Annotated in this window: 23 protein-coding genes and 1 tRNA gene; 15 read left to right on the top strand and 9 right to left on the bottom strand. The window is 62.9% G+C overall.

Going from position 1 to position 23,206, the window contains the following annotated elements; translation table 11 throughout:
* Positions 1-16 precede the first annotated feature (16 nt).
* Positions 17-1,771 carry a methyl-accepting chemotaxis protein gene (locus HND92_RS15225; protein ID WP_172208172.1) on the bottom strand — a complete coding sequence of 585 codons (1,755 nt, stop codon included), beginning with the start codon at positions 1,769-1,771 and terminating at the stop codon, positions 17-19.
* A 213-nt stretch (positions 1,772-1,984) separates the two neighbouring features.
* On the opposite strand from HND92_RS15225, the gene HND92_RS15230 reads away from it, so the two are divergent.
* A complete protein-coding gene (locus tag HND92_RS15230) occupies positions 1,985-2,863 on the top strand; it encodes a 3',5'-nucleoside bisphosphate phosphatase (protein WP_172208174.1) in 879 nt (292 codons plus the stop codon).
* Between the two features lie 17 nt (positions 2,864-2,880).
* A complete protein-coding gene (locus tag HND92_RS15235) occupies positions 2,881-3,516 on the top strand; it encodes an L-threonylcarbamoyladenylate synthase (RefSeq protein ID WP_015914083.1) in 636 nt (211 codons plus the stop codon).
* Positions 3,517-3,640: 124 nt separating this feature from the next.
* Here HND92_RS15235 and HND92_RS19410 read toward each other — a convergent pair whose 3' ends face one another.
* The 4 genes from HND92_RS19410 to HND92_RS15255 form a co-directional block, all read right to left on the bottom strand.
* Positions 3,641-4,948, bottom strand: coding sequence for a nitric oxide reductase activation protein NorD (locus HND92_RS19410; RefSeq protein ID WP_253940048.1), 1,308 nt, complete (start codon positions 4,946-4,948; stop codon positions 3,641-3,643).
* A gap of 763 nt (positions 4,949-5,711) precedes the next feature.
* The gene (locus tag HND92_RS15245; protein WP_011806537.1) at positions 5,712-6,515 is read right to left on the bottom strand and encodes a CbbQ/NirQ/NorQ/GpvN family protein; all 804 of its coding nucleotides are present in this window, start codon (positions 6,513-6,515) and stop codon (positions 5,712-5,714) included.
* A gap of 19 nt (positions 6,516-6,534) precedes the next feature.
* Positions 6,535-7,908 carry a cbb3-type cytochrome c oxidase subunit I gene (locus tag HND92_RS15250; RefSeq protein WP_172208176.1) on the bottom strand — a complete coding sequence of 458 codons (1,374 nt, stop codon included), beginning with the start codon at positions 7,906-7,908 and terminating at the stop codon, positions 6,535-6,537.
* A 30-nt stretch (positions 7,909-7,938) separates the two neighbouring features.
* Positions 7,939-8,811: a c-type cytochrome gene (locus tag HND92_RS15255; protein WP_015914087.1), complete on the bottom strand. Its 873-nt coding sequence runs from the start codon at positions 8,809-8,811 to the stop codon at positions 7,939-7,941.
* Between the two features lie 273 nt (positions 8,812-9,084).
* On the opposite strand from HND92_RS15255, the gene HND92_RS15260 reads away from it, so the two are divergent.
* Both HND92_RS15260 and HND92_RS15265 read left to right on the top strand, forming a co-directional pair.
* Positions 9,085-9,771, top strand: coding sequence for a site-2 protease family protein (locus tag HND92_RS15260; RefSeq protein ID WP_371814899.1), 687 nt, complete (start codon positions 9,085-9,087; stop codon positions 9,769-9,771).
* 24 nt (positions 9,772-9,795) lie between these two features.
* A complete protein-coding gene (locus HND92_RS15265; protein ID WP_172208178.1) occupies positions 9,796-11,100 on the top strand; it encodes a tryptophan--tRNA ligase in 1,305 nt (434 codons plus the stop codon).
* 159 nt (positions 11,101-11,259) lie between these two features.
* On the opposite strand, the gene HND92_RS15270 is transcribed toward HND92_RS15265, so the two are convergent.
* A tRNA-Ser gene (locus tag HND92_RS15270) sits at positions 11,260-11,349 on the bottom strand.
* Between the two features lie 34 nt (positions 11,350-11,383).
* Entirely contained in the window at positions 11,384-11,569 is a 186-nt protein-coding gene (locus HND92_RS15275; RefSeq protein ID WP_216662932.1) for a hypothetical protein, read from the bottom strand.
* A gap of 552 nt (positions 11,570-12,121) precedes the next feature.
* Between HND92_RS15275 and HND92_RS15280 the strand changes: the two genes are divergently transcribed.
* Together HND92_RS15280 and HND92_RS15285 are read left to right on the top strand one after the other, a co-directional pair.
* On the top strand, positions 12,122-12,454 hold the full coding sequence (locus tag HND92_RS15280) for a YegP family protein (RefSeq protein ID WP_172208180.1): 333 nt from the start codon (positions 12,122-12,124) through the stop codon (positions 12,452-12,454).
* Positions 12,455-12,705: 251 nt separating this feature from the next.
* Complete coding sequence (locus HND92_RS15285) at positions 12,706-13,530, top strand: hypothetical protein (protein ID WP_172208182.1); 825 nt, start codon at positions 12,706-12,708, stop codon at positions 13,528-13,530.
* Positions 13,531-13,579: 49 nt separating this feature from the next.
* On the opposite strand, the gene HND92_RS15290 is transcribed toward HND92_RS15285, so the two are convergent.
* Positions 13,580-14,431, bottom strand: a complete 852-nt coding sequence (locus tag HND92_RS15290) for an FRG domain-containing protein (RefSeq protein ID WP_172208184.1) — start codon at positions 14,429-14,431, stop codon at positions 13,580-13,582.
* Between the two features lie 350 nt (positions 14,432-14,781).
* On the opposite strand from HND92_RS15290, the gene HND92_RS15295 reads away from it, so the two are divergent.
* On the top strand, positions 14,782-15,168 hold the full coding sequence (locus HND92_RS15295) for a hypothetical protein (RefSeq protein ID WP_172208186.1): 387 nt from the start codon (positions 14,782-14,784) through the stop codon (positions 15,166-15,168).
* A 152-nt stretch (positions 15,169-15,320) separates the two neighbouring features.
* Positions 15,321-16,973 (top strand): AAA family ATPase, encoded by a 1,653-nt coding sequence (locus HND92_RS15300; RefSeq protein WP_172208188.1) that lies wholly within the window; start codon positions 15,321-15,323, stop codon positions 16,971-16,973.
* A 294-nt stretch (positions 16,974-17,267) separates the two neighbouring features.
* Here HND92_RS15300 and HND92_RS15305 read toward each other — a convergent pair whose 3' ends face one another.
* Positions 17,268-17,501, bottom strand: a complete 234-nt coding sequence (locus HND92_RS15305) for a helix-turn-helix domain-containing protein (protein ID WP_172208190.1) — start codon at positions 17,499-17,501, stop codon at positions 17,268-17,270.
* A gap of 119 nt (positions 17,502-17,620) precedes the next feature.
* Here HND92_RS15305 and HND92_RS15310 point away from each other — a divergent pair, with 119 nt between their 5' ends.
* The 7 genes from HND92_RS15310 (at position 17,621) to HND92_RS15340 (ending at position 23,122) form a co-directional block, all read left to right on the top strand.
* Positions 17,621-18,118, top strand: coding sequence for a DUF1643 domain-containing protein (locus HND92_RS15310; protein WP_172208192.1), 498 nt, complete (start codon positions 17,621-17,623; stop codon positions 18,116-18,118).
* Between the two features lie 188 nt (positions 18,119-18,306).
* Positions 18,307-18,699: a hypothetical protein gene (locus HND92_RS15315; protein WP_172208194.1), complete on the top strand. Its 393-nt coding sequence runs from the start codon at positions 18,307-18,309 to the stop codon at positions 18,697-18,699.
* Between the two features lie 2 nt (positions 18,700-18,701).
* Positions 18,702-20,039, top strand: coding sequence for a site-specific integrase (locus HND92_RS15320; RefSeq protein WP_253940049.1), 1,338 nt, complete (start codon positions 18,702-18,704; stop codon positions 20,037-20,039).
* Positions 20,036-20,956 carry a hypothetical protein gene (locus tag HND92_RS15325; protein ID WP_172208196.1) on the top strand — a complete coding sequence of 307 codons (921 nt, stop codon included), beginning with the start codon at positions 20,036-20,038 and terminating at the stop codon, positions 20,954-20,956. The genes HND92_RS15320 and HND92_RS15325 overlap by 4 nt, the downstream gene beginning before the upstream one ends.
* Before the next feature lie 7 nt (positions 20,957-20,963).
* On the top strand, positions 20,964-21,269 hold the full coding sequence (locus HND92_RS15330) for a hypothetical protein (RefSeq protein ID WP_052952242.1): 306 nt from the start codon (positions 20,964-20,966) through the stop codon (positions 21,267-21,269).
* A 141-nt stretch (positions 21,270-21,410) separates the two neighbouring features.
* Entirely contained in the window at positions 21,411-22,064 is a 654-nt protein-coding gene (locus tag HND92_RS15335) for a hypothetical protein (protein ID WP_172208198.1), read from the top strand.
* 263 nt (positions 22,065-22,327) lie between these two features.
* A complete protein-coding gene (locus tag HND92_RS15340) occupies positions 22,328-23,122 on the top strand; it encodes a hypothetical protein (RefSeq protein ID WP_157497322.1) in 795 nt (264 codons plus the stop codon).
* Positions 23,123-23,206: the final 84 nt, after the last annotated feature.

The following is a 23,206-nucleotide window of genomic DNA, read 5'->3' on the forward strand; positions in this document are numbered from 1 at the left end:
CGCTATTTTTTAGAGCTTAGAAGCTCTCCCATTCGCCATCCGCATCCGATGCCGCAGGCGTCTTGGCCGGCGCGATCTGGGGGGTGGACACCTTGGCGGCAGCCTTTGTCGGCATGGGCTTGGCCAGCGTCGCGCGCGCCGGCGTTGCGGCCGGTGTCTTGACCGGGGCGGGCGCTACCGCTGGCGGCGCCACGCGGGCCGGGCTGCGGGGCGCCGCGACGGCGCCATTGCCCACATTGAACACGGCCACTACCTGCGCCAGGCGCTGCGCCTGTTCATGCATGGCGGCGGCGGCGGCGCTGGACTCTTCCACCAGCGCGGCATTTTGCTGCGTCATCTGATCCAGGTTCGCCACGGCCTGGTTCACCTGGCCGATGCCGTCGCGCTGCTCGGTGGACGAAGCGGTGATCTCGCCGATCAGGTCGCTCACGCGGCGCACGCTGTGCACGATGTCCTGCATGCTCTGGCCGGCCTGCTCCACCTGGGCCGAGCCCGATTGCACGTTGTCCACGCTGGTGGTGATGAGCTGCTTGATCTCCTTGGCGGCCTCGGCGCTGCGCTGCGCCAGGCTGCGCACTTCGCCCGCCACCACGGCAAAGCCGCGGCCCTGCTCGCCCGCGCGCGCGGCTTCCACGGCGGCGTTCAGCGCCAGGATGTTGGTCTGGAAGGCAATGCCATCGATCACGCCGATGATGTCGGCGATCTTGCGGCTGGATTCGGTGATCTGCTGCATGCTGGTGACCACCTGGCCCACCACTTCGCCGCCACGCTCTGCGGCCTGCGCAGCGTTGGCGGCGAGTTGGTTGGCCTGGCGCGCGGTGTCGGCCGACTGGGTGACGGTGGCGGTGAGCTCTTCCATGCTGGCGGCCGTCTCTTCGAGGTTGGCCGCGGTCTGCTCGGTTCGCGCAGACAGGTCGTGGTTGCCCGTGGCGATCTGGCTGGACGCCGCCGAGACCGATTCCACGCCCGAGCGCACTTCGCCCACCACGCCGCGCAGACGTGCTCCCATGGCCGACAGCGAGCGCAGCAGGTGGCCCAGTTCGTCACGACGGTCATCGTGCACGTCTTGCGTCAAGTCGCCACCGGCAATCGCGTCAGCCAGCCCCACGGCCCGCTCCAGGGGATGCGTGATGGAGCCCACGAGCAGATTCGCCAACACCAGGCCCAAGACCACCACCACCGCGGCGATGCCCGCGCCCATCCACATGGCGCGCTGGTGCAAGGCCTGGGCCTCTTGCTTGGCGGCGTCGCGCTGGCGTTCTTGCAGTTGGACATAGGCGTCCTGTTCGCCCACGTAGCGCTCCACGGCGGGCAGCAGTTTGCTGTCCACCAGGGTCTGCGTGCGGGCAAAGTCGCCTTCGGCCCGGGCCTTGGTGGCCTCCGCCAGCGCGTCCAGCATCACCTTGCGGGCGGCGGCCACGCGTTCCATCTGGGCCTTGTCCTCCGCAGAGAAGGCCACGGCCTCCACCTGTTTTTGCAGGGCATTGATGGCCTCGATCCCCTGCTTGGCTTTCTTCTGCAGGCCCGACGCCAGGGTCTCGTCGGCCGAGGCCAGCGCGCTCACGGACTGGTCCACGGCCAGCATGGTCAGCCCTTTCCAGCGCAGGGCCAGGCTGATGCGGTCTTCGTTGGCCTGCACGATGCGCGCCGCCTCATCATCGAGCTGGGCGGTGTAGGCCAACAGGCCCGCCAGCAAAAGCAGCATGGAGACCAGCAGCCCCAGGACGAGGCCCCACAGTTTGCGGGCGACGGGGAAATGGTTGAAGTTCATGTTCTACGCAATCAGGGGCGTCGTGGCGCCATAGCGGTGGAAGGAGGCACACGGGCGCAACAACCCGGCAGCCTGGACAAAAAGAGGCTCATATTGTCGCATTTATGCGCATTTGATTACAAATATTCGTCGCTGCCTGCAGCCCGACCCGTTTGTCACTGTGTTGCAACCACCACGACAACATGCCCTGCGGGCTCCCCCTAAAATGAAATCGTGTCCATCCTTCTCAATGCCGACCTCCACTGCCACTCCGTGGTGTCCGACGGCACCCTCACCCCCGAAGCGCTGGCGGCCCGTGCGCATGCCAACGGTGTAGCGCTGTGGGCGCTGACGGATCATGACGAGATCGGCGGCCAGCACCGCGCCGCCGCCGCCGCGCACGCGCTGGGCATGGACTACCTCACGGGCACCGAGATCTCGGTCACCTTCGCCGACACCACGGTGCATATCGTGGGACTGGGGTTCGACCCGGACAATGCACAACTCGCCCAGGGCCTAGCGGCCACGCGCGGCGGGCGCAGCGAACGGGCACAGGAGATGGCGCAGCAACTCGCGCACGTGGGTATCCGCGGCGCATTCGAAGGGGCGTTGCGCTACGCGGGCAACCCCGAACTGGTCTCGCGCACGCACTTTGCCCGCTTCCTCGTGGAGACCGGCGTGTGCCATGACACCTCCGAAGTGTTCCGGCGCTTTCTCACCGAGGGCAACCCCGGCTACGTACCCCACCGCTGGGCCACGCTGGGCAATGCGGTGCGCTGGATCCGCGAGGCCGGCGGCATGGCCGTGATCGCCCATCCTGCACGCTACCGCTTCACAGCGAATGAGGAATACGCCTTGTTTTCCGAGTTCAAGCAGCACGGCGGCCAGGGCGTGGAAGTGGTGACCGGCAGTCATACGCCATCCGAATACCCCGTGTACGCCGCCATGGCGCAGGAGTTCGGCATGGCCGCCTCGCGCGGCAGCGACTTCCACAGCCCGAACGAATCACACACCGACCTGGGCGCCCTGCCGGATTTGCCAGGCCAGCTCACCCCCGTGTGGGAACTGTTGTCCGATCGCATCCTGCGCGCCCCCCGCACCATCGCCGGCTGACCGCCGCGCGCCCCTCCATGGCCCAATATTTCGAGATCTACGCCGACAACCCGCAGCCGCGCCTGCTCAAGCAGGCCGCCACGCTGCTGTCGAGCGGCGGCATCCTGGCCGTGCCCACCGACTCCAGCTACGCGCTGGTCTGCCGCCTGGACGACAAGGACGCCGTGGACCGGATTCGTCGTATTCGGCAGATCAACGACAAGCACCACCTCACCCTGCTGTGCCGCGACCTGTCGGAGCTGGCCAATTACGCGCATGTGGACAACCGCCAATATCGCCTGCTGAAGTTGGCCACGCCGGGGCCTTACACCTTCATCCTGGACGCCACCAAGGAAGTGCCGCGCCGCGTGAGCCATCCGCAGCGCAAGACCATCGGTCTGCGCGTGCCCGACCGCAAGGGCCTGCAGATGCTGCTGGAGCTGCACGGCGCGCCGCTGCTGGCCACCACACTGATCCCGGCGGGCGAAAGCGAGCCGCTGAACGACCCGCAGGAGATCCGCGAGCGCTTTGAAAAGCAGCTCGATGGCATCCTCGATGCGGGCGGCTGCCCGCTGGAGCCCACCACGGTGCTGGACCTCACGCCCATGAATACCGGCGGCGACCCCATCGTGGTGCGCGAAGGTGGCGGCAGCCTGGCCAAGCTGGGGCTTTAAGGGCACGCGCCCGGGCTTGGTGCGTGCCACGGCGGCGAAATGCGCCGACGGAAGATTCAGAACGTTTAAGGCCTCTAGCGCCCATCCAGCAAGCGCCAATAGCTACCAAAACAGTAGCAATCAGTCACACCACCACCAGCCGGCGCAGCCATTGCAGCAGCACCTGCGGCAGTTCCTCGGGCCGGGGCAGCAGCGCGTAGTGATGGGCACCGAACACCGTGGGCAGATAGCGGGCCGCCTGGCGATCGATGGTCAGGCAAAACGGCGCAATGCCTTGCAGCCGCGCCTCGGTCACGGCCTGGCGCATGTCCTCCAGTCCATAGCGGCCTTCATAGGCGTCGATGTCGTTGGGCTTGCCATCGGACAGCAGCAACAGCAGGCGGTGCGCGGCCGGCTGGCGCATCAGCGTGCTGGTGGCATGGCGCAGCGCGGCGCCGGCGCGCGTGTAGTGCTCGGGCTCCAGACCGGCGATGCGCAGCGCAGCGTCCCGCCCGTAGGGCTGGTCAAAACGCTTGACGTTGCGCACCACCACCCCCTGCGGCCCCTCACCGGAGAACGCCTGCACCGCAAACGGCGCGCCCATGCCGTCCAGCGCCATGCTCACCAGCAGCAGCGCCTCACGCGCTACGTCAACCACCCGCCGGCCCGGCGCCACCCAGGCGTCGGTGGAGCCGCTCACATCCATAAGTACCAGCACCGCCAGGTCGCGGTGCAGGCGGCGCTCGCTGCGGTACAGGCGCTGGGGCAGCGGCAGGCCCGCGGCAAAGTCTGCGCGCGCCTCGATGCAAGCCTCCAGGTCGATCTCGTCGCCGTCGAGCTGGCGGCGCACGGCCACGCGGCGGCTGCGCAATAGCTCGAACCGCCTGCGCACGGCGTGCAGCATGGCCCGGCGCTCATGCAGCGTGGCTTCCAACCAACCGGGCGCGCCCGGGGCTGCGTCGTGCACCCACACGGCGGCGCCGGGGCGGCGGTAGCTGCCGCTGGCGCCGTCCCACTCGGGGTAGTACAGAACGTCGACGCCCGGCGCGGCGGCCGCACCGCCGCCCGCCCGCGCCTGGCGCGCCAGATGCTCCGGCGGGTCATCGGACAGCAGCACCTCCTTCGGACGGCCGGGCGTGGCCACGAGGCGCGCCTCGGGCAGTTCGGACAGCGCATCGGCGAACTCCTCGGCCGCCGTGCTGGCGTCGCGGTCGCTCGGGCGCTGCATGCCCATGGGGTCCGCGGCCTGTTCGTGCGGCTGGGCGGTCTGCACCATCCAAGCGCCGGGACCGTTCGCATCGTCCTCATCGGGAAGCGCCTGGCGCACCTGCGGACGCCGCGCCAGACGGGCAGCATGGGTCGTCCCAGAGGCATCCTCTGCGCCGTCCGCCGTGGCGTGCGCAGGCGCGGGGGTAGCCGGCGTGCGCAGCTCGCCCAGCCACGCGTCGGCCATGCACCAGCGCTGCTGGCGCGCGGGGCCGCGGCCGGGCGCAGGCGCGAAGCGAGGGCACGTGCATGCGCCAGCACCTGTGGCGCCGGGGCCGGCAGCGATGGCATCAGGCCGGGAGGCCCGGCGCCCGCGGGTGGGCCGGCCAGCAGGGCGTGCGCCAGCGACTCCAGCGGTTGCAGGTGCGGCGGCAGCGCCGCCACGGCCGGGCGCGCTGCCAGCATGGCCTGCCGCAGGCGCGCCAGTGGCGCGGCCATGCCCGGCAGGCGCAGGGCCAGCGCGTGGTCGGCGGCATGGGCTTCAAGCAGTGCAAACAACGCCCGCTCGAAACCGTCCACCGCCTGGGCAGCGTATGCCGGCGCCCCCCGCACTGCGCGCATACCGTGCATCAGCGCCAGCGTGCGGTAGCGCTCGTCGGCGGTGAGCGCCCCGTCCCTCCCCGCTTGCGCGCCGGGTATATCCGTCAGCGCGGGGGGCAGCCACAGGTTGGCGCCGTCGGTGGCGGGCACGGCGTCGCGCTGGCTGGGGGCCTCTGCACGCAGCATCCAGCGCGAGAGGAAGGTAGGCGGAGCAGGCGGTTGCGCCGCGCGCAGTTGGAGGCGGATGCCCAGCGCGGCGCTTACCAACAGGTCCAGGCGCGGCGCCACATCGGCCAGATGCAGCCGGGGTGGGCCGGCCGGCGGGGGGCGGTGGCGGCGCCACAGCGCCTGGGCATAGATCGTGGCATGTCGCGCCGCGTCGGTGATGACGTCCTCGGCCTCGGCCATGGTCAGACGAAGGTGGCGTCGACAAGGTCGCGCATGGCGCCCACCAGCGATGCCTCGTCCGACAGCGGCGCCACGATGGCGTGCAGGCAGGCGCGGCGCAGGTCCACGCCGCGCACCGCCAGCTGCGCGGCCGCCACCAGCAGCCGCGTGCTAGGCACCTCGGCCAAGCCACGGTCCTGCAGTGCGCGCAGCCGCGTGGCAAGCTGCACCAGCGCGCGCGCCTCGGGCTCGGCAATACCGCTTTCCTGCGCGACGATGCGCGCCTCTACCTCAGGCGCGGGAAAGCCGAAGTCCAGCGCCACGAAGCGCTGGCGCGTGCTGGGCTTCAGGTCCTTGAGCATGCGCTGGTAGCCGGGGTTGTATGACACGATGAGCCCGAAGCCGGGCGCGGCCTCGACCACCTCGCCCGTCTTGTCGATGGGCAGGATGCGCCGGTGGTCGGTGAGCGGGTGCAATACCACCACCGTGTCCTGCCGCGCCTCCACCACTTCGTCCAGGTAGCACAGCGCGCCCTCGCGCACAGCGCGGGTCAGCGGCCCGTCGTGCCACACGGTGCCGCTGCCCTGGATGAGGAAGCGGCCGATCAGGTCGCTGGCGCTCAGGTCGTCATGGCAGGCGATGGTGATGAGCGGGCGCTTCAGGCGCCAGGCCATGTGCTCTACGAAGCGCGTCTTGCCGCAACCTGTGGGTCCCTTGAGCATGACGGCCAGGCCCTGTGCGTGGCACTGCGCGAAGACCTCGATCTCGTCGCCGCTGGGCAGGTAATAGGGGGGCTCCGGCGCAGGGGACGTTGCCGGGCGGGCCATCCCCGCCCCGCCCTGTAGATCAAATCGCTGCAGCACGGTGCGTATCGAGGGGACGGTCCACCGGATCGCTGGCGCTGACCTCCAGCCGCAGCGGGTGGCGGAAGAAATCGATGATGAACAACGCAACGCCAATCGCGAAGATGGACGCGGTGATGACCAGCATGACAAAGTGCACCTGGATCTTGAGTTGCGCATCCAGGTAGCCCATGCCCATGATGCGCTCCAGGTACACCTGCCCAATGCCCGCGGTGGCGAACGACAGCGTCATGCCGAACATGCCCGCCAGCTGCATCCAGAACGACAGGTAGCCCATGGCGGTGCCTTCCTCGGGCCTGCGTGTGAGGGCCGGCTGCGCATAGCTGATCATGGCCATCACGATCATCGCGTAGGCTCCGTAGAACGCCGCGTGCCCGTGCATGGCGGTAATGAGGGTGCCGTGCGTCCACTTGTTCACGCTGGGGAAAGTGTGGGCCAGGCCCAGCAGGCCGGCACCGAACAGCGTGAACACGGCGCTGCCCACCGTCCAGTGCAGCGCCAGCTTGTTGGGGTGGGCCATGCCCGAGCGGCGCATGGCGAAGTAGGCATACATGGCCATGCCCACCAGGGCCACGGGCTCCAGTGCGCTGAAGAAACCCCCGATGGGCAGCCAGTACTGCGGCACGCCCACCCAGTAATAGTGGTGCGCCGTACCCAGGATGCCGGCAATGAACACCAGCCCCACGATGACATAGAGCCACTTTTCCATCACCTCGCGGTCTGCGCCCGACAGGCGGATCAGCAGGTACGCGAGGAAGCCGCCCTGGATCATCTCCCACACGCCCTCCACCCACAGGTGGATGGTCCACCATCGGTAGAAGATGGCCACGGTGTAGTTGTGAAACTCCAGCAACGCCGGCAGGTACAGCACCGCCGCCAGGCCCAGGCCGCCCAGCAGCACACCCTCCGGTGTCGTGAAACGGCCGGACTTGCGGATCGTCATGCCGACGTTGTAGAGGAACATGAGCATCACGATCACGATCACGATCTTGGAGGGCAGCGGCTGCTCCAGCAGCTTGTTGCCCGTGCCCCAGCGGAACAGGTAGCCCACCACAGTGACCACGCCCATCACCGTCCACAGCACGAGCTGGATGTAGGCCAGCCGTGTGCTGTGCAGTTCGGTGCGCGACTCGTCGGGCACCATCCAGTACGTGGCCCCCATGAAGCCGCACAACACCCAGACGATCAGGATGTTGGTGTGGATCATCTTGGTCACGTCGAACGGCAGGATGTACAGCAGCGGATCCGGCCCCAGGTACTTGGTGGCCGACAGCAGGCCGAACACCAGCTGCAGCCCGAACAGGGCCACAGCCACGGCGAAGTACCAGTAGGCGACGGATTGGGACTTGTATCTCATGGCGGACTCCGGCGATGGCTGCGGGCGTGCTTACTTCATGGACATCAGGTAGGCCACAAGCTGGTCGATCTGCTCGGCCGTGAGGTCCTTGGCGTAGGTCGTGGGCATGAAAGAGGTCCCATCAGCCGAGTACATGGGCCCGGGCACCAGGTGCGCACTGGGCGAAACGATGGACTCATGCAAGTAGGCCGCCACATCCTTGGCCTGGCCCTTGTAGTCGGCCGAGCCCAGCAGTGCCTCGGTGCGGCCCTTCACACCTGCGAGGGACGGCCCGGCCATATTCACGCCGGGCGCGGTGGAGTGGCAGGCGGTGCAGGCGGGCGTGGCCGTGCGGAATACCCGCTCGCCCAGGGCAATCGGGTCCTCGTTGCCCGACAGCGGGCGCGCACCGGGGGGCGCAGCGATGCCGCCCCGTTCGATCTTCGCGTCGTCCGCCTGCTGCGCGGCGCTGCGGTCAGCCCCCGGCAGTGTGGAGCCCGTCACGAGGATGGGCCGCGGCGGCCATCCCTGGTTGTCCACGTTGCTGACCCAGTCGAAGAAGGCGATGAGCCCGGCAATGTCTTCGTCGCTCAGGTCTTGCTTGGGCATCAGGCGACGGTGGCGCTGCTCGTCGTAGAACTTGGAAGGATCCTTCAGGTAAGCCTTCAGATAAGCCTCGCCGCGCAGCTTGGTGATCTTGGTCAGATCGGGCGCGTAGTAGGCGCCTTCGCCAAAGATGGTGTGGCAGTTGATGCAGTTGTTCTTGTGCCAGACATCCTTGCCGTGCACGACCGCCGGAGTGATGGACTCGGCATTGGTCAGCGCATCGAACTTGCGGTGGCTGTCAAAAGTGAGGAGGAGGAACACCGCCGCCGAGATGCCCGTGGCGACGATGGCGAAAAGACGCGTCTGGCGCTTGTTCATGGGGTTCTCCCTTTCACACGCCGATGCCAGACCAGTACATAACGGCCATGGTGCCGGCGTAGACCATGGCCACGACCATCAGCAGCACCACGACGAGCGCAAACACCTTCACAGGCAGATACCAGGCATGCATGGGGGTGGCCTCCTCTAGCTTGTTGTTTGGGCCGACGCGCCGTGGGAACGCGCGCCACTGCCGTGCATGGTGACGGCCTGTCCAGCATGCGGCTGTCGGACAACTGCCCGTGCGCTGTCAGACAGGAAGCCGCGGCGCGCATGGGCGACAATCGGCGGGTGCCCATGACCGACCTTATCCAGACCGTCCTCATCTACGCCCTGCCGGTGCTGTTTGCCATCACCGTGCACGAAGCCGCGCACGGCTATGCCGCCCGGCACTTTGGCGACAACACCGCGCTGATGATGGGCCGTATCACGCTCAACCCCCTCAAGCACATCGACCCGGTGGGCACCGTGCTCATGCCGCTGCTGCTGTATTTCGCCACCTCGGGGGCGTTTCTGTTTGGCTATGCCAAGCCCGTGCCGGTGAACTTCAGCCAATTGCGCCACCCCAAGCGCGACATGATCTGGGTGGCGCTGGCGGGTCCGGCATCCAACTTCATCCAGGCCATCGGCTGGGCGCTGCTGTTGGTCGCGCTGGTCGCCACCGGCACACAGGAGCGCTTCTTCCCGGAGATGGCGCGCGCCGGCATTGCCGTCAACCTCGTGATGTGGGCGTTCAACCTGTTTCCGCTGCCACCCCTGGACGGAGGCCGCATCCTCGTCGGCCTGCTGCCGTGGAAGCAAGCCCATTTTCTCTCGCGCATCGAACCCTACGGCTTCTTCATCGTGCTTGCACTGGTGGTGGCGGGCGTCGTGGGCGCGCTGTGGCTGCGCCCCCTGATGGCGCTGGGCTACAGCGCCATCAACCTCATGCTGTCGCCACTGGTCGCGCTGCTGCGCTGACCGGCTCCTTCTCTGATCCCCCTCATGCCAAAGACCATCCGCTTCCTCACCGGCATCACCCCCTCGGGCACGCCGCACCTGGGCAACTTCGTGGGCTCCATCCGCCCCTCCGTGGCCGCCAGTCGCAACGCAGGCGTAGAGAGTTTTTACTTCCTGGCCGACTACCACGCCCTCATCAAGTGCCAGGAGCCCGAGCGCGTACACCGCTCCACGCTGGAGATCGCCGCCAGCTGGCTCGCCGCTGGACTGGACCCGCAGCAGGTCACCTTCTACCGTCAGTCCGATATCCCTGAAATTCCTGAGCTGCACTGGTTGCTGACCTGCGTGACTGGCAAGGGGTTGCTCAACCGCGCCCACGCCTACAAGGCCGCACAGGACAAGAACCAGGAAGCCGGCCGCGACCTGGACGACGGCGTGAGCGCAGGGCTGTTCATGTACCCCGTGCTGATGGCGGCCGACATCCTGATGTTCAACGCCCACAAGGTGCCCGTGGGCCGCGACCAGATCCAGCACATCGAAATGGCCCGCGACATGGGGGCCAGCTTCAACCACCTCTACGGCGAACACTTCACGCTGCCCGAGGCGGCCGTCGAGGACAACGTGGCGTTGCTGCTGGGCCTGGACGGGCGCAAGATGAGCAAGAGCTACGACAACACCATTCCGCTGTTCTCGACGCGCGAACAGTTGAGGAAGCTCATCGGCTCCATCGTCACCGACTCGCGCGCTCCTGGCGAGCCCAAGCAGGTGGAGGGCTCGGCTCTGTTCCAGATCTACCAGGCCTTCGCCACACCCGAAGAGACCGCCGCCATGCGGCGCGCCTATGCGGACGGCATCGCCTGGGGCGACGCCAAGCAGATGCTGTTCGAGCGGATCGACCGCGAAATCGCGCCCATGCGCGCGCGCTATGACGACCTGATGGCCCATCCCGAGAAGGTGGAGGCCGCCCTGCAAATCGGCGCCAAGCGTGCCCGCGCCATCGCTGCCCCCTTCCTGCAGCGCCTGCGCGCCGCCGTAGGCCTGCGCGGCCTGAGTGCCGTCGCACACCCCGCACCGGCCACGCAGAAGACCAGCAAGGCCGCCCTGCCCGCTTTCAAGCAATACCGCGAGGCCGACGGCAAGTTTTACTTCAAGCTGGTGGCTGCCGACGGCCGCTTGCTGCTGCAAAGCACGGGTTTCGACGCCCCGCGCGACGCCGGCCAGTCCATCGCTCGGCTGCAAAAGGAAGCCGGCGCACTGCAGGCCCTAGCCCCCCTGTTGACGCCGGTGGACGGCGTGCCAGCATCAGAGGTGGAGGCAGCGCTGCTGGCTCTGGCAGCTGCGCAGGAATGAATCCCGGCGCCCGTTGCTATTATTTAAATAGCTACTGGCGCTAGCTCAGCAAGGCCCCGGGGGCAAAATCGCTCGAAATTTGGTCACAAGAGCTGGCCCCAGAAGGGACGCACCAAGAAAAAAGCCTTGCAGGCGACTGGCTTGCAAGGCTTTTTAGTTTGGCGGAGAGGGTGGGATTCGAACCCACGGTGATATTGCTACCACGCCTGATTTCGAGTCAGGTACATTCGACCACTCTGCCACCTCTCCTGTGTGTCGAAGCCCGCGATTCTAGCAGGAAATTTCAGACCGGCAGCGTGGCTTGGCCGCCCATGTAGGGGCGCAGCACCTCGGGAATGGTCACGCTGCCGTCCTCGTTCTGGTAGTTCTCCAGCACCGCCACCAGCGTGCGGCCCACGGCCAGGCCCGAGCCGTTGAACTCCGGAGCGGTGGGTAGCCTGATGGGTAAGCCAAAAATTGGCCTATACACACCCATCCACATAACGGGTCCAGCTTATCCACAAAGTTATGCACAACACACTACCGGTAGTGTCTTGCAACCGCCAAAGACCCCATATATAGTGTGCGTGCTGGGTTTCCATCCAGCTAAGAGAAAGACCTGCCGAGAGTACCAGTCCCGGCAGGCCAGCAGACTACCGATACCGGCGAAATCTGCTCCCGAACTCACGTCCTAGGAAGCGTTGAGCATAGCGGAATCAATTTGATCTCGCTTTAGAGGGTTCTACGTACCGGGGGAACTTGCTGTACAGAAAGGAAATTTATGACAGCAGGAAAGAAGCCCGGTACGAGTACCGGCAACAGTGGCGGCATCTTCCAAGAAGTGGGGCCTCGTGGGGGCCTGCGTGACAACTTCGCGGCGGTGCCTGACCGTAAGCCCTTGCCTCCGACTACGACTCCTGGCAGCACATGGAAGCCAGTAAGCCGTACGCCGAATAGCAAGCGGTGACGTAGCCCGGTGAGGGCACCCGCAGGTCTCCTGAAGGTGTCCTCACCTCATCAATGCTCAACTAAGGAACACTAGATGTCCGGAATTTTTCATCTCAAGCGCAGCGGTACCCAGTACATGTTCAATCTCAAGTCCACGGGGAATGGCGAGGTTGTCCTGACCAGTGAACGCTACACCACCAAGCAGAACGCAGAAGCAGGCATCGCGTCGGTAAAGGCCAACGCGCCATACGATGCGCGCTATCAGAAGCTCACTGCCAGCAACGGCAGCCCCTACTTCACGCTGACTGCCACGAATGGTCAAGTGATCGGGACTAGCGAGCTGTACTCGTCTACCACGGCGCGTGACAACGGGATCACATGGGTGAAGACCCATGCCCCATCTGCACCGACCGTTGATCTGACGTAAGAGGTACGCCGAGCGCGGCTCATCTGCTGCGTTCAGGCACTCCTGTGCTCAGGCTGTATATGTTGTAGCCACAGCTAGACCTTGCGGCAACGCGCTCCGGTTGATCCTGAGCGCTAGCACACCCGTCTAAGCTAGGCCCATGGTCGTGTATGGGTGTGCCCTTGCACAAAGCAAGCACCGTGTGAACTCAACAGCCCCCACTGCAAAACCATGATCCAATCCTTGACCGATATGTAATAGAGGAGAGGGTCTTGCCACGTTCCCACCGGCTAAAAACGCAAAGAGCGGCTGAAGTGCAAAAGCCGAGATCGCTAGTTACCGACGGATTGATTATTGCAAGTGCCACTGCAGCTGCCTACCTTCTGACGTTCGCCTACGAGTACGGTTACTGCGCCTATTTCGGGATACCAGGCTTCTTGATCGAGCCCTCAACCGGAACCATTCTCTTCGCAGCACTGTTCATTTTGGGGGCAGTTATCCTGCTCATAGAAATGAGTCACTTGCCTCGTGAATTGCTAGCAGCAATCCCTTGGCCACGGCTACGGACGCGGCTAGTATTAATCGCACTCATGTGGATTACTCCTACGCTGACAGGTACGCCATTCCGCTGGCTCATGACACTCAACCTTGCCGTATCTACCCTGCTTCTCTTGTCAGACTACATCTTTGCGCTGATATTTACCACTGGTCCGCTTACCCAGCGCATTTCGCGAGGAGAAAAAGAAACCGAAACTTCTAAATCTGCATGGGACGGCCCCAAGAGGACTTTCGGGACCACTGCAGTTGGCTTAGTGCTGATTGCCTATATGGCACTGCTTGGGGCCTGGCTAATCGGTGCAATACACGCACGGTTCCAAGATAGTTTCATCGTCCTCAAATCGGCACCAGACATTGCTGTCATCAAACGGTATGGTGATCGCTTAATTGCCATTCGATATGAAGGCACTCCGCCGAGAGCAACGGGTGAGTTCCGAGTAATGGATAAGGATCAGAATGGAGAGTTCATTAATTTGAACAAATTCTCCATTGAGTCGGTACGTTGGAAAATAGACGACGAAAGCAAGGCAAAAAAATAGCGCGAAACAATACTGCGGTATCTGAAGCGTAAGCAGCGGATCAGAAAACTCAATACAGCTCAGTCCGCAACGCCTCAAACTCCCATCTCAGGAACCGCCCAAGGCCAACGATGTCCGGAAAAAGGGATTTCGCACTCACTCCCTTCTCCTCGGACAGAAATCTCAAGATGTCTCGCTTCCGGCTGGCCCGGATGATGTGACGACCAAATGACTGGCCTGTGCGCTCATTTCCATGACGCAACGTAGCGAGCCGCCAAAAGAGCCCGGCATGGTCAACAGTTGCGTTGTCGCTTGCCGTCAATCGCCCATGCTGAGCCGCCAGGCGTGTATTGGATGAAGGCTCGACTACCGCCAGTAACGGCATTCCCCATCTCGGGTGATACTCGGCAGGACGTCCGCCAATCGAAGAGGCAATGCGTTCCCGCACTGCCGACGCTGGGAGCTCATCTGGCGTCAAGTCAAGTAGTGAGCTATCCACAAACCAAAGCTCAGCATCCTTGCTGGCGCTGGACGCACACGCAAAATATGCGGCCACCCAGACACTCTCAGACCAATCAAGTAAGCGGCTCGGTACCTCGTAGTGCTGCATAAGACTCAGCACGTCAACATCTGATCGCGCCACCACATCATCAGCCGATGGCATATCAGCAGGCAACGTCTTGAGGTCACGATAGTGCGTCCGGAAATTCCTGATCAGTTGCCGCTCTAACAACACGGCAGCGTCGTGCGCACCACCTTGGGTAGCACGGGCCAATGTTGGCTGAAGGTTTGTATATGTCTCGGCTTGCCCTCTGAAGAGCATTGGCCCTTGCTCAAGATTCAGTCGCTCTAGATGCTCGGCCCATGTCATCAGATCTGACGGGGATGCAATCTCTGCGCGGGTGATCTCATTAAGGTTCATGGCTGGCTGAATATAGGAACGGACACATCCACCGTTTCCAGATGATGTTGCCACAAGGGGCCCGCCCACCGAAGGCCCACCCCACCTCTGCGCTCTGATCCTAGGGACGGCAGCGTAGCCAGTTCCGCACCTCTCCCCCTCACGCTACCCCTCGCCAGCCCGGCGATCACCAAGGGTCATACGCCCCACCCCCTAGCGGGCAACCTCCTCTGTGGCTCTCACAGATCAGATACATACAGATACAAATTCGGTTTTTCCGACGGCGTTGTCCGCGCCTGCTCGCCCGATTCCCTATGTGGCCCGCGCATTTCGCGCTCAAACGCACACAACCATAGGAGTCATCTCACATCATGAAATATTCAATCTCAATCACTCAATCTCATCGCCCGGCGAATGGGGAAATTTGCAACAAATCGTATCTTGCGCATCGTCCCTGGTCGGCAGTGACAGAACCGGCAGGCTGCGCATCGCCAAAGGAACAGACGATTAACCAAGACCAATTCACCCTCTCCCTGCAAACCGCCTGCCTCATCCAGCAGAACCAGATGCTCAAGCGGCAGAACGCCATGCTGCTCGAACTCCTCGATGGCATGGAGTCGGTAGGCGACCGACTGTGGCGCGTGGAACGCCGTCTCACTACCCCGCCGGTCGATCAAGCCGGGACGCGCCAGCGGGCAGCCAAGAAGCGCCGTCTGGCCCGCAAGCAGTCTGCCGCTCGCAAGCGCTCAGGTAAGTAGGCATGACCTAAAGCGATAGGGGCTCCGGCCCCTGTCTATCCGCATGTCGCAGGGCGCTCACACGCCAATCCACCGGCGATCGGGCAAGGCAACTGTCTGCCCGTCTCACGGCGTCTTGCGCATGTCACCCAACATTCAATGAGAAAACATATATGTCTATCCATCAAGTCAACCCCGCTGACCACTCTGGGGCCAATCGCAACCTCAACAACTACGTGGCGAAGCAGGTAGTGGCCCAAGCGCTGGGGCTCAATACCAAGCCGAGCCCCGTGGAAAACGAGCAGACGGAAGCCGCTGGCACTACACCCAGCCAGGAAGCTGAACCGGTGCTCGTGTCCTCGACGGTAGCTCCTGCGTCCGAATCTGAATCTGAAGAGGTGTCTCTGCCTCCGGTATCTCTGCCCCTGCGCCAGTACGCCGGAGAAGCTCAACTCATGGCTGCCATCCTCGATTGGCAGCGCAATCTGCGCAAGGAGCTGGAGGCCGACAATCTGGCAACCGAGCACCCGCCTGCTGGCAGTGATAGCAACTACAGGGCGAAGCTGGTCGTCGCCAAAGCTGTGGGACTCCAGCCCGAGCCGAGCCCGAAGGAAGACGAGCAGTCGGAAACCGCTCCCGGCCTGGAAGCTGAACCTCTGCTCGTGTCCTCAATGGCGGCACCTGCACCCGAACTGGAAGAAGCGGATCTGCCCCCTGCATCTCCGCCTCCGCGCCAATTGCCCGAGCCTACCTTGCCGCTCCCGCCGGGGGTAAAGCGCGGGCTGCCCACCCATACCTCTCAGGACTTCCGCCATCTGCCCCGGCATGTCTGGCTGGTGCGGGATGTGTTCCATGGGGGCGAGATCATCATCCTGTGGGGCGAGTCCCAGGCGGGCAAGACCGCGCTGCTGCTCGATATGGTGGCGGCTATTGCGAGTGGATCTGACTGGGCAGGGCATCCCGTGACCCCCACGAATGTGATCTATGTAGCCCTGGAAGGGCAGATCGGGGTGCGTACCCGCGTGCAGGCGCTGGAGCACGACCGGGGCGTCAATCACCTGGAGGGCATCCACTATGTCTTCAATCCCTGCAATGTTTCCAGCGAGGAGGATGTCAACGAGCTGGCGCTGACGGCGCTGAAGCACGATGCTAAGTTCATCGTGATCGACACGCTGTCGGCGTCCATCGCCGGGATGGCGGAAGAGAACAGCAACTCTGCCATGGCTGGGATGATCGCCAACGTGCAACGCCTGACGCAGATGACCGGGGCGGCGGTGCTGCTCGTGCACCACTGCGGTAATGACCCCAAGCGGGGCGCGCGCGGCGCATATGCGCTGCACGCGAATCCGGACGTCTCCATCGAAGTAGGCCGCTCGGGCGAAGATCGCTACTGGCGCCTGGCCAAGGGCCGGGATGGCGAACCGGCGGCAGGATGGTTCAAGATCGAGGGGGTCAGTTTCCAGCCAGAGCACGAAACGGAGCCCCTCAAATCCATCGTGGTGCGGCATGTCGAGGATGCAAAGGCTCCGGCGGCCCTGCCGTCGCCCAAGACCAAGGCACAGGAGCGGGCCGATGAGGCACTGAAGGCTATCACCTTGCAGCTGCACGTGGCAGGCATCGGCGTCGATGGCGAACAGTCTCCCGGAGAGGCGACCCATGAGGCCATCAGCAAGGTTGTCGCGCAAGCATTCAAGGACAAGTGCGACAACGGGGAAGAAGGCTATGGCAGTAACCACCGCGCCAAGAATGTGCGCGAGGCGATCCAGTCCCTGATCGATGCCGGACTCCTGATCCTGCATGAGGGTAAGGTGCGTCTGCCACGCTGACCCTAGCCTCCCACTCCCCACGCCCCCTCCCCTAAAGGGGGAGAGGGGGCGGGGGAGCGGGGGACTGGCTGGGAGGTCGGAGGTGGGAAGCCTAGAAGGTGGACCTGGCCCAAACCGGGAAAGCTATCCAGTGCGAAGCTGGCGACTGCACCCTGACGATAAGCAATGGGCGATCAAGATTTCTACTGGGCCCAGAAGGGTCCGCTGAGCGATACGCAAATACCTGGGCCAGAGTAAGTATCTCCAGCTGCGCTGTCAGCTCCCCAGCTAGCGCCCCCCGGAAATGCGCGGCAACTACCGCCGAACAAGAGCCCCAGCAATCAACTCCGGCAGCGGCACCTCCAGCGCCTCCGCCACGCGCAACAACACAGTCAATGTAGGCTGATTGCGTGCCAGCTCCAACTTGGCGATGTATGTCCGATTGACGCCCGCACGATGGGCCAATTCCTCTTGGGACAGACGCAGCGCAGCACGCCGGGAGCGAAGCTCGTCGGCGAACGCAGCGATCAATGCCTCGTCCCTGGTCATGGGCAGGGACTGTCCGTTGCCTGACGACTCTATGCACCCGCATATGTGGTACAAAATAATCTGATGCCTGAGCCGGAGCGGACTGGGCAGACGCTACGAATGCCCATCTGAAAGCCTCCATGTACGACATCTACCACTCCGACCAAAACGACCAATGGCGCTACACCCTAGGCCGCTCCGGAGCTCGTCCGCTGCTGGTCATCGGCCTCAATCCAAGCACTGCCACCCAAGAGAAACTTGACCCCACTGTGACCCGCGTGGAGAAGGTCGCGCAGCAATGCGGATTCGATGGATTTGTCATGCTGAACCTCTACCCGGTGCGGGCCACCAAGCATCAGGACCTACCATCCAAGGCTGACCCTGTGGCCTACGAGCGCAATCTGGAGACCATCGAGAAAGTCGTCGCTCAATACGCCAATCCCACGCTCTGGGCTGCCTGGGGCGAAACGGTGGTGGACCGGACCTATTTCCTCCGGGCCCGTGACACGCTGCATGAACGGCTGGCGCAGTATCAGCCGCAATGGCGCAGATTCGGTGAGCTGACCGCCAGCGGCCATCCCCGCCACCCCAGCCGCCTCAACTACGCCTGGACGCTGGAACCCTACGAACTGGCCTGAACAGATGGCGGGTAGGTCTACCCGCTGATCTCCCCTCCATACGCCCCATCGCCAGGGAGTCTCCGTGTCTCGCGTCGCAAGAAAAATTGCCCCTTGTCTCGTCCGTCAAGACAGCGCGCCCACTCCGGACACCCCCTCTCCGCCCCTGAAAAAAGCTATTGAAAATCAATGACATAGGAGTCATTGATATGAAATTGATAGCAACCAACTCAATAGAATTGGGGAGAGGAGAGCAACGCCTTGCCCCATGCGGGTTCCGGGACGATGAAATCGAAATTTCCCGCAAGTCCTCCAAATTCTCCAGAGTGGCGGTCAAGGAGGAAACTCGATTGACTGCACCCAACCCGCCTGCGCCACTGCAGGTCGTCTATCTCCACCAGCGCGACGCCGGGATGATCGCCCGCTACCGCACCTGGACCAACTGGCTCTCCGAGGGCCGCACTCGCGCCGTCGAGAGTGAGCTGATCGCCATGGATGGGGGTGACCCTGCTCCAGCCCTCTCTCGTGCCTCGGTGTGCGAATGGCAGGTACTGATCTATGAGCCCCCTGGCTATCCGTGTCCTGCACCAGCGGAGGTGTAGCCATGATGCCCCGCGAACCGCGCAAGGAACTGGGTGCGGCGCAGGTCGCAGCCCTCTGGCGCCGTGGCACCAACCATGTCGGCGGCGTGCGTGGCCTGATCCTCAACGTCACGATGTACGGATCACGCAGTTGGGTGCTGCGCTATCAGGTGGCAGGCAAGCGACGAGACCTGGGCCTGGGCTCGTATCCGTCCGTCACGCTGGCGGATGCACGAGAGGCGGCTCGGGCTGCCCGTGCCAAATTGGCGCAGGGCATCGACCCCATCGAGGATGCACGGAGAGCGCGTGCTCGTCTGGTCGCGGAAATCCACACCAGCATGACATTCGGTGAAGCGGCCAAACGGTACATCACCTCGCATGAGAAGGGCTGGAAGAACGCCAAGCATGCACAGCAGTGGCAACGGTCGCTGGACATGTATGCCACGCCCGTGCTGGGCAAGATGCCTGTGCGGGACATATCGCTCGCGATGGTGCTCAAGGTGCTGGAGCCAATCTGGTCCAGCAAGACGGAGACTGCTACCCGCCTGCGCGGTCGCATCGAATCCATCATCGACTGGGCCATTGCACGGGGATACCGCACAGATTCCAATCCTGCGCGCTGGAAAGGGCTACTGGACAAGCTATTGCCTGCTCCGGGCAAGGTGACAAAGACGACGCATTTTCAGGCGCTGCCCTATACGCAGTTGCCAGTATTCATGGAGCAACTGGTGGGGCAGGACGGCATGGGTGCCAAGGCCCTGCTATTCCTGATCCTGACGGCAGCCCGCTCCGGAGAAGTTCGCGGTGCCACCTGGGAGGAAATCGATTTGGCTGCGCGGGTGTGGACGATCCCCGCCGAACGCACGAAGGCCAGCAAGGCCCATCGGGTGCCGCTGTCGGATGCGGCCATTGCACTCCTGCAAGAAATGAAAGCACTCGCCCAGGCAGCAGGACGCAACTTGGGCAAGGCGTATGTATTCCCGAGTCCTAACAGCCGTGACCCCGAACTGGGTAGCCAGCTCTCAGACATGACGCTCACGGCGGTACTCCGTCGCCTGAAGCTGGAGGCGGTGCCCCATGGGTTCCGCTCCACGTTCCGCGACTGGTGCGCGGAGCAAACCGACTACCCGAACGAGGTGGCGGAAATGGCACTGGCCCATGCGGTGGGCAACAAGGTGGAGGCTGCGTATCGGCGTGGTGACCTCCTCGCCAAGAGGCAGCAGCTCATGCAGGACTGGGCGGACTACGCCCACGGTCGCCGCGCGGAAAATACGACCGACGGTCATAGCTCTGCCCCAATCGCATCAACACGGGACAACACACCAAATCAGCACAACAACACAGAGGGAGCAATGCAATGAAAAACTATCTCACCACCCAATGGAAGTCTCTCACTGCATGGTCATCGGGCACATGGAGGCAGGGCCGCATAGGCAAGGCCAAGGTAGTGATGGCGTGGTACGGGCTGACTGTCGCAGTCATGGTCCCGGTCGCACTACTCATGCCGGACGTAGAACTGGAACTGCGCCCTGCCATGAAGGAACCTGCCCTGCTATGCCATCAACAGCAATCATTCGATGAAATCATTGGTGCCACGGACGTGACCAACCAAGCTCTGCTGGAGAAATTTCGGCACCAACCGGAGGTGCTGGTGCGCATAGTCACCGACGACGGCTACCTACAGCGTAGTAACTGGGTTTTCTATCAAGAAAGAATACGCAAGATCGCGCGTGGGCAATGCCGTGAGGTGACACATGGGGACCCTGTGAAGGCGGACTGGATGGAATGGCAAACATCGAAGGATGCCGATCACCTCAAACCCAAGCGCATGCTGGTCACCTACCAAGGGAAGACATACTGGGCATATGCCGGGCAATGGCAGAAGGTCACGGGTAACACCGTGGCTGCAGAGGATCGCGCGCCACTCATGATCTCTCGCAAGTCACCAGACGGGAATGATCGCTCGCCGCCGCCAGTGGTGGATGAAACCCAGGCCCAGACCAGCATCAAACGGCGTCCTGTCCCGCCATTCGCTCGCAACGAATCCTATGCACAGGTGCGGGTGGTACTGATGCGTGATGGCTGGCAGCCAGTGATCTCCAAAGATGCCGATCAATGCATGGAGGGTGACACCCGATGTGAGGGCCGTCCGGAAATGCAGACCTGTAGCGGATCAGGGCTGGCCATGTGTAGATTCCGCTGGCGACGTGATGGGCAACAACTGACCATATGCACCGCTGGCGAGGAGCAGGCCATGTTCCACAGCATCTGCGAATGAGGGCACCATGACCATCAACAACATAGCGAGAAGACACCTCCTCGTGCCGCTCTGCATGATCGCAGTGGTCTGGATGGGGGAGGCCATGGCGGGCACCTCGGAGTGCTACGCAATCAAGGATGCGGACAAGCGGGCGTACTGTCTGGCGCAGGTCAAGCGGGACCCTGGAAATTGCTATCGCATCAAGGATGGTGACAAGCGCAACCAGTGTCTGGCGGAAATCAAAGGATCGCGGGATCGCTGCTACGCGATCAAAGACCAGGACAGTCGCAAGGCGTGTTTGGCTCTCCCTGGTAAACCCGTGCGCGGGTAGTCTCAAGAGAACTGGGCGCGGCAACTCTACTGGGTAATCTGACGTAGGTGGCATCGCCTGCAGTGCAGGCAACGATGATGATGAAAGCTCTATCTGCACACCTGACACAATGGGTGGCAACAATCTGGATAGTCATGAACTATGAAGAATCTTGTCCGTTGGCTGAGGGAGATAGGCCGTTGGGTACTACGTGTACCGATCAATAGCTACTACTGGTGGGCAATCGCGGGGGTTGGCATATCTATCGCTAGCGTAGGCACATTCGGCAAGACAGAACAGTCGTTTCGTCTGACTGGCATGTGCTTGCAGCTGGGCGGAGTGTTAACAGTAGTGTTGGGCATCTTGAAAACACGAGCTGATTTCGGACAACCAACCGTCCGCTCGCAATTCAAGGCATGGATAAAGGTATTCCCGCGACTCCATCCTCCAGCAGTAACGCTCAGCGTGAACGGAATACTGTCTGGGCTCTCTGGTCGAGGGTATCTACATACAACTCACGGCCCCTCTGCCGACCAAACCATTGAAGGTCGCGTGACGCATCTGGAGGGCATAGTCAAGAAACTAGAAGACGCGCAAGGCAGAACACATGTAGCGGTAGTGGAGGCCCAAGCGAAGGCACAAGAAGCGTTGGACGCACAGGCCCGTCAGTTGTCGGGGCAAATTGATGCCGTCTCAAAAAAAATCGAATCCACCGCAACGGGCGGGGTCCATGTATCTGCCGTTGGGGTCGTCCTGCTCTTCGTCGGGACCATCTTTGGTGGGGCGGCACCAGAACTCGAGAAGTGGCTGAAGTAATGGGTAGTCGGAAAGACGAGCAGCCTCGTGCGCCACGATAGATAAAACGCTGGGAAGAAACCTATGGCTGGCGGAAATCAAAGGATCACGATATCGCTGCTGCGCCATCAAAGACTAGGGCAGTCAAAGGAGAGTCCCTCAAGGGACCAACGACTCTCTCCTCAAAATTGGTGGGCGGAACCAAGCTCCGGGCGTACTGACGGCAACGAGAAAAAAGCGTGGTCACGGGTACGATAGGTCTACCCGAGCCACTCGCACCTGCCATGCCAGAACTGCACGACCGTCCGCTAGGAACATCGCCAGAGCACAAGGTGCTGCATGCCGTGGCTCAGACCGGATCTCGACTGGTCGGAGATAGATTCCTGGCCAGCTATCTCACTGACTGCCTGCACATGGTGGGAGGACTGGGGCCCCTACACAAAGTCTTGCTGGCGGATGCGGGGCAGAAGAGAGGGGCCGCTCCTGAGACGATCACAAGACTCGTCGCTCAAGCAGAAGACAACATGCGCTGGGTATCTGAAATGCAAGCGGAGGACTATCACCGCGTCAATGTGCTTGCATTCCTGAGTCTTTGGTCTGCGTACGAGACCGGCACTGAAAACATCATCGCGGCTGCACTGGGGACGATCAACTCCGCCGCAACATCTGCTGCCGACAAGTTTGCTCGCGGAACATATGACATGGCAGCTTGGCCATGGTCAGATGAGAAGTGTCTGGAAATCGCTCAAAAACTTGACCAGAAAGCGAAACAAAAAACTCCCGACGGTGGATGGGATATTGCCGCGCGATTGACGACGCTATTCGGTTGGCTGGGAGCCGATATAGCTATCCCAACAAATACCTCAAACACTCTGAATGAGGCATCTATGGTGCGCAACGTGCTCCTCCACAGATACGGTCGTCTGGGCCCACGAGATATTGAACGAGCGCCGCACCTCGCCGTGAATGAAAACAACGCTGTGCAGATCACTCGGAGTAGATTGAGCCAATACTCTCAGGCCGTAAACGAGACACACATCGCAGTCATGCAGGGTGTGTACGCGGCTGGCTGGAAATGAAGAATGCCCATCTAACTGCTAGCCGCACCGCGACGCACTCGTCGCTGCGATAGATAAAGCAGAAGGTAGAAATGCAAAACGGGC

Origin of the sequence: Diaphorobacter sp. JS3050, assembly GCF_013154915.1 — a bacterium.
Classification (GTDB): domain Bacteria; phylum Pseudomonadota; class Gammaproteobacteria; order Burkholderiales; family Burkholderiaceae_C; genus Diaphorobacter; species Diaphorobacter nitroreducens.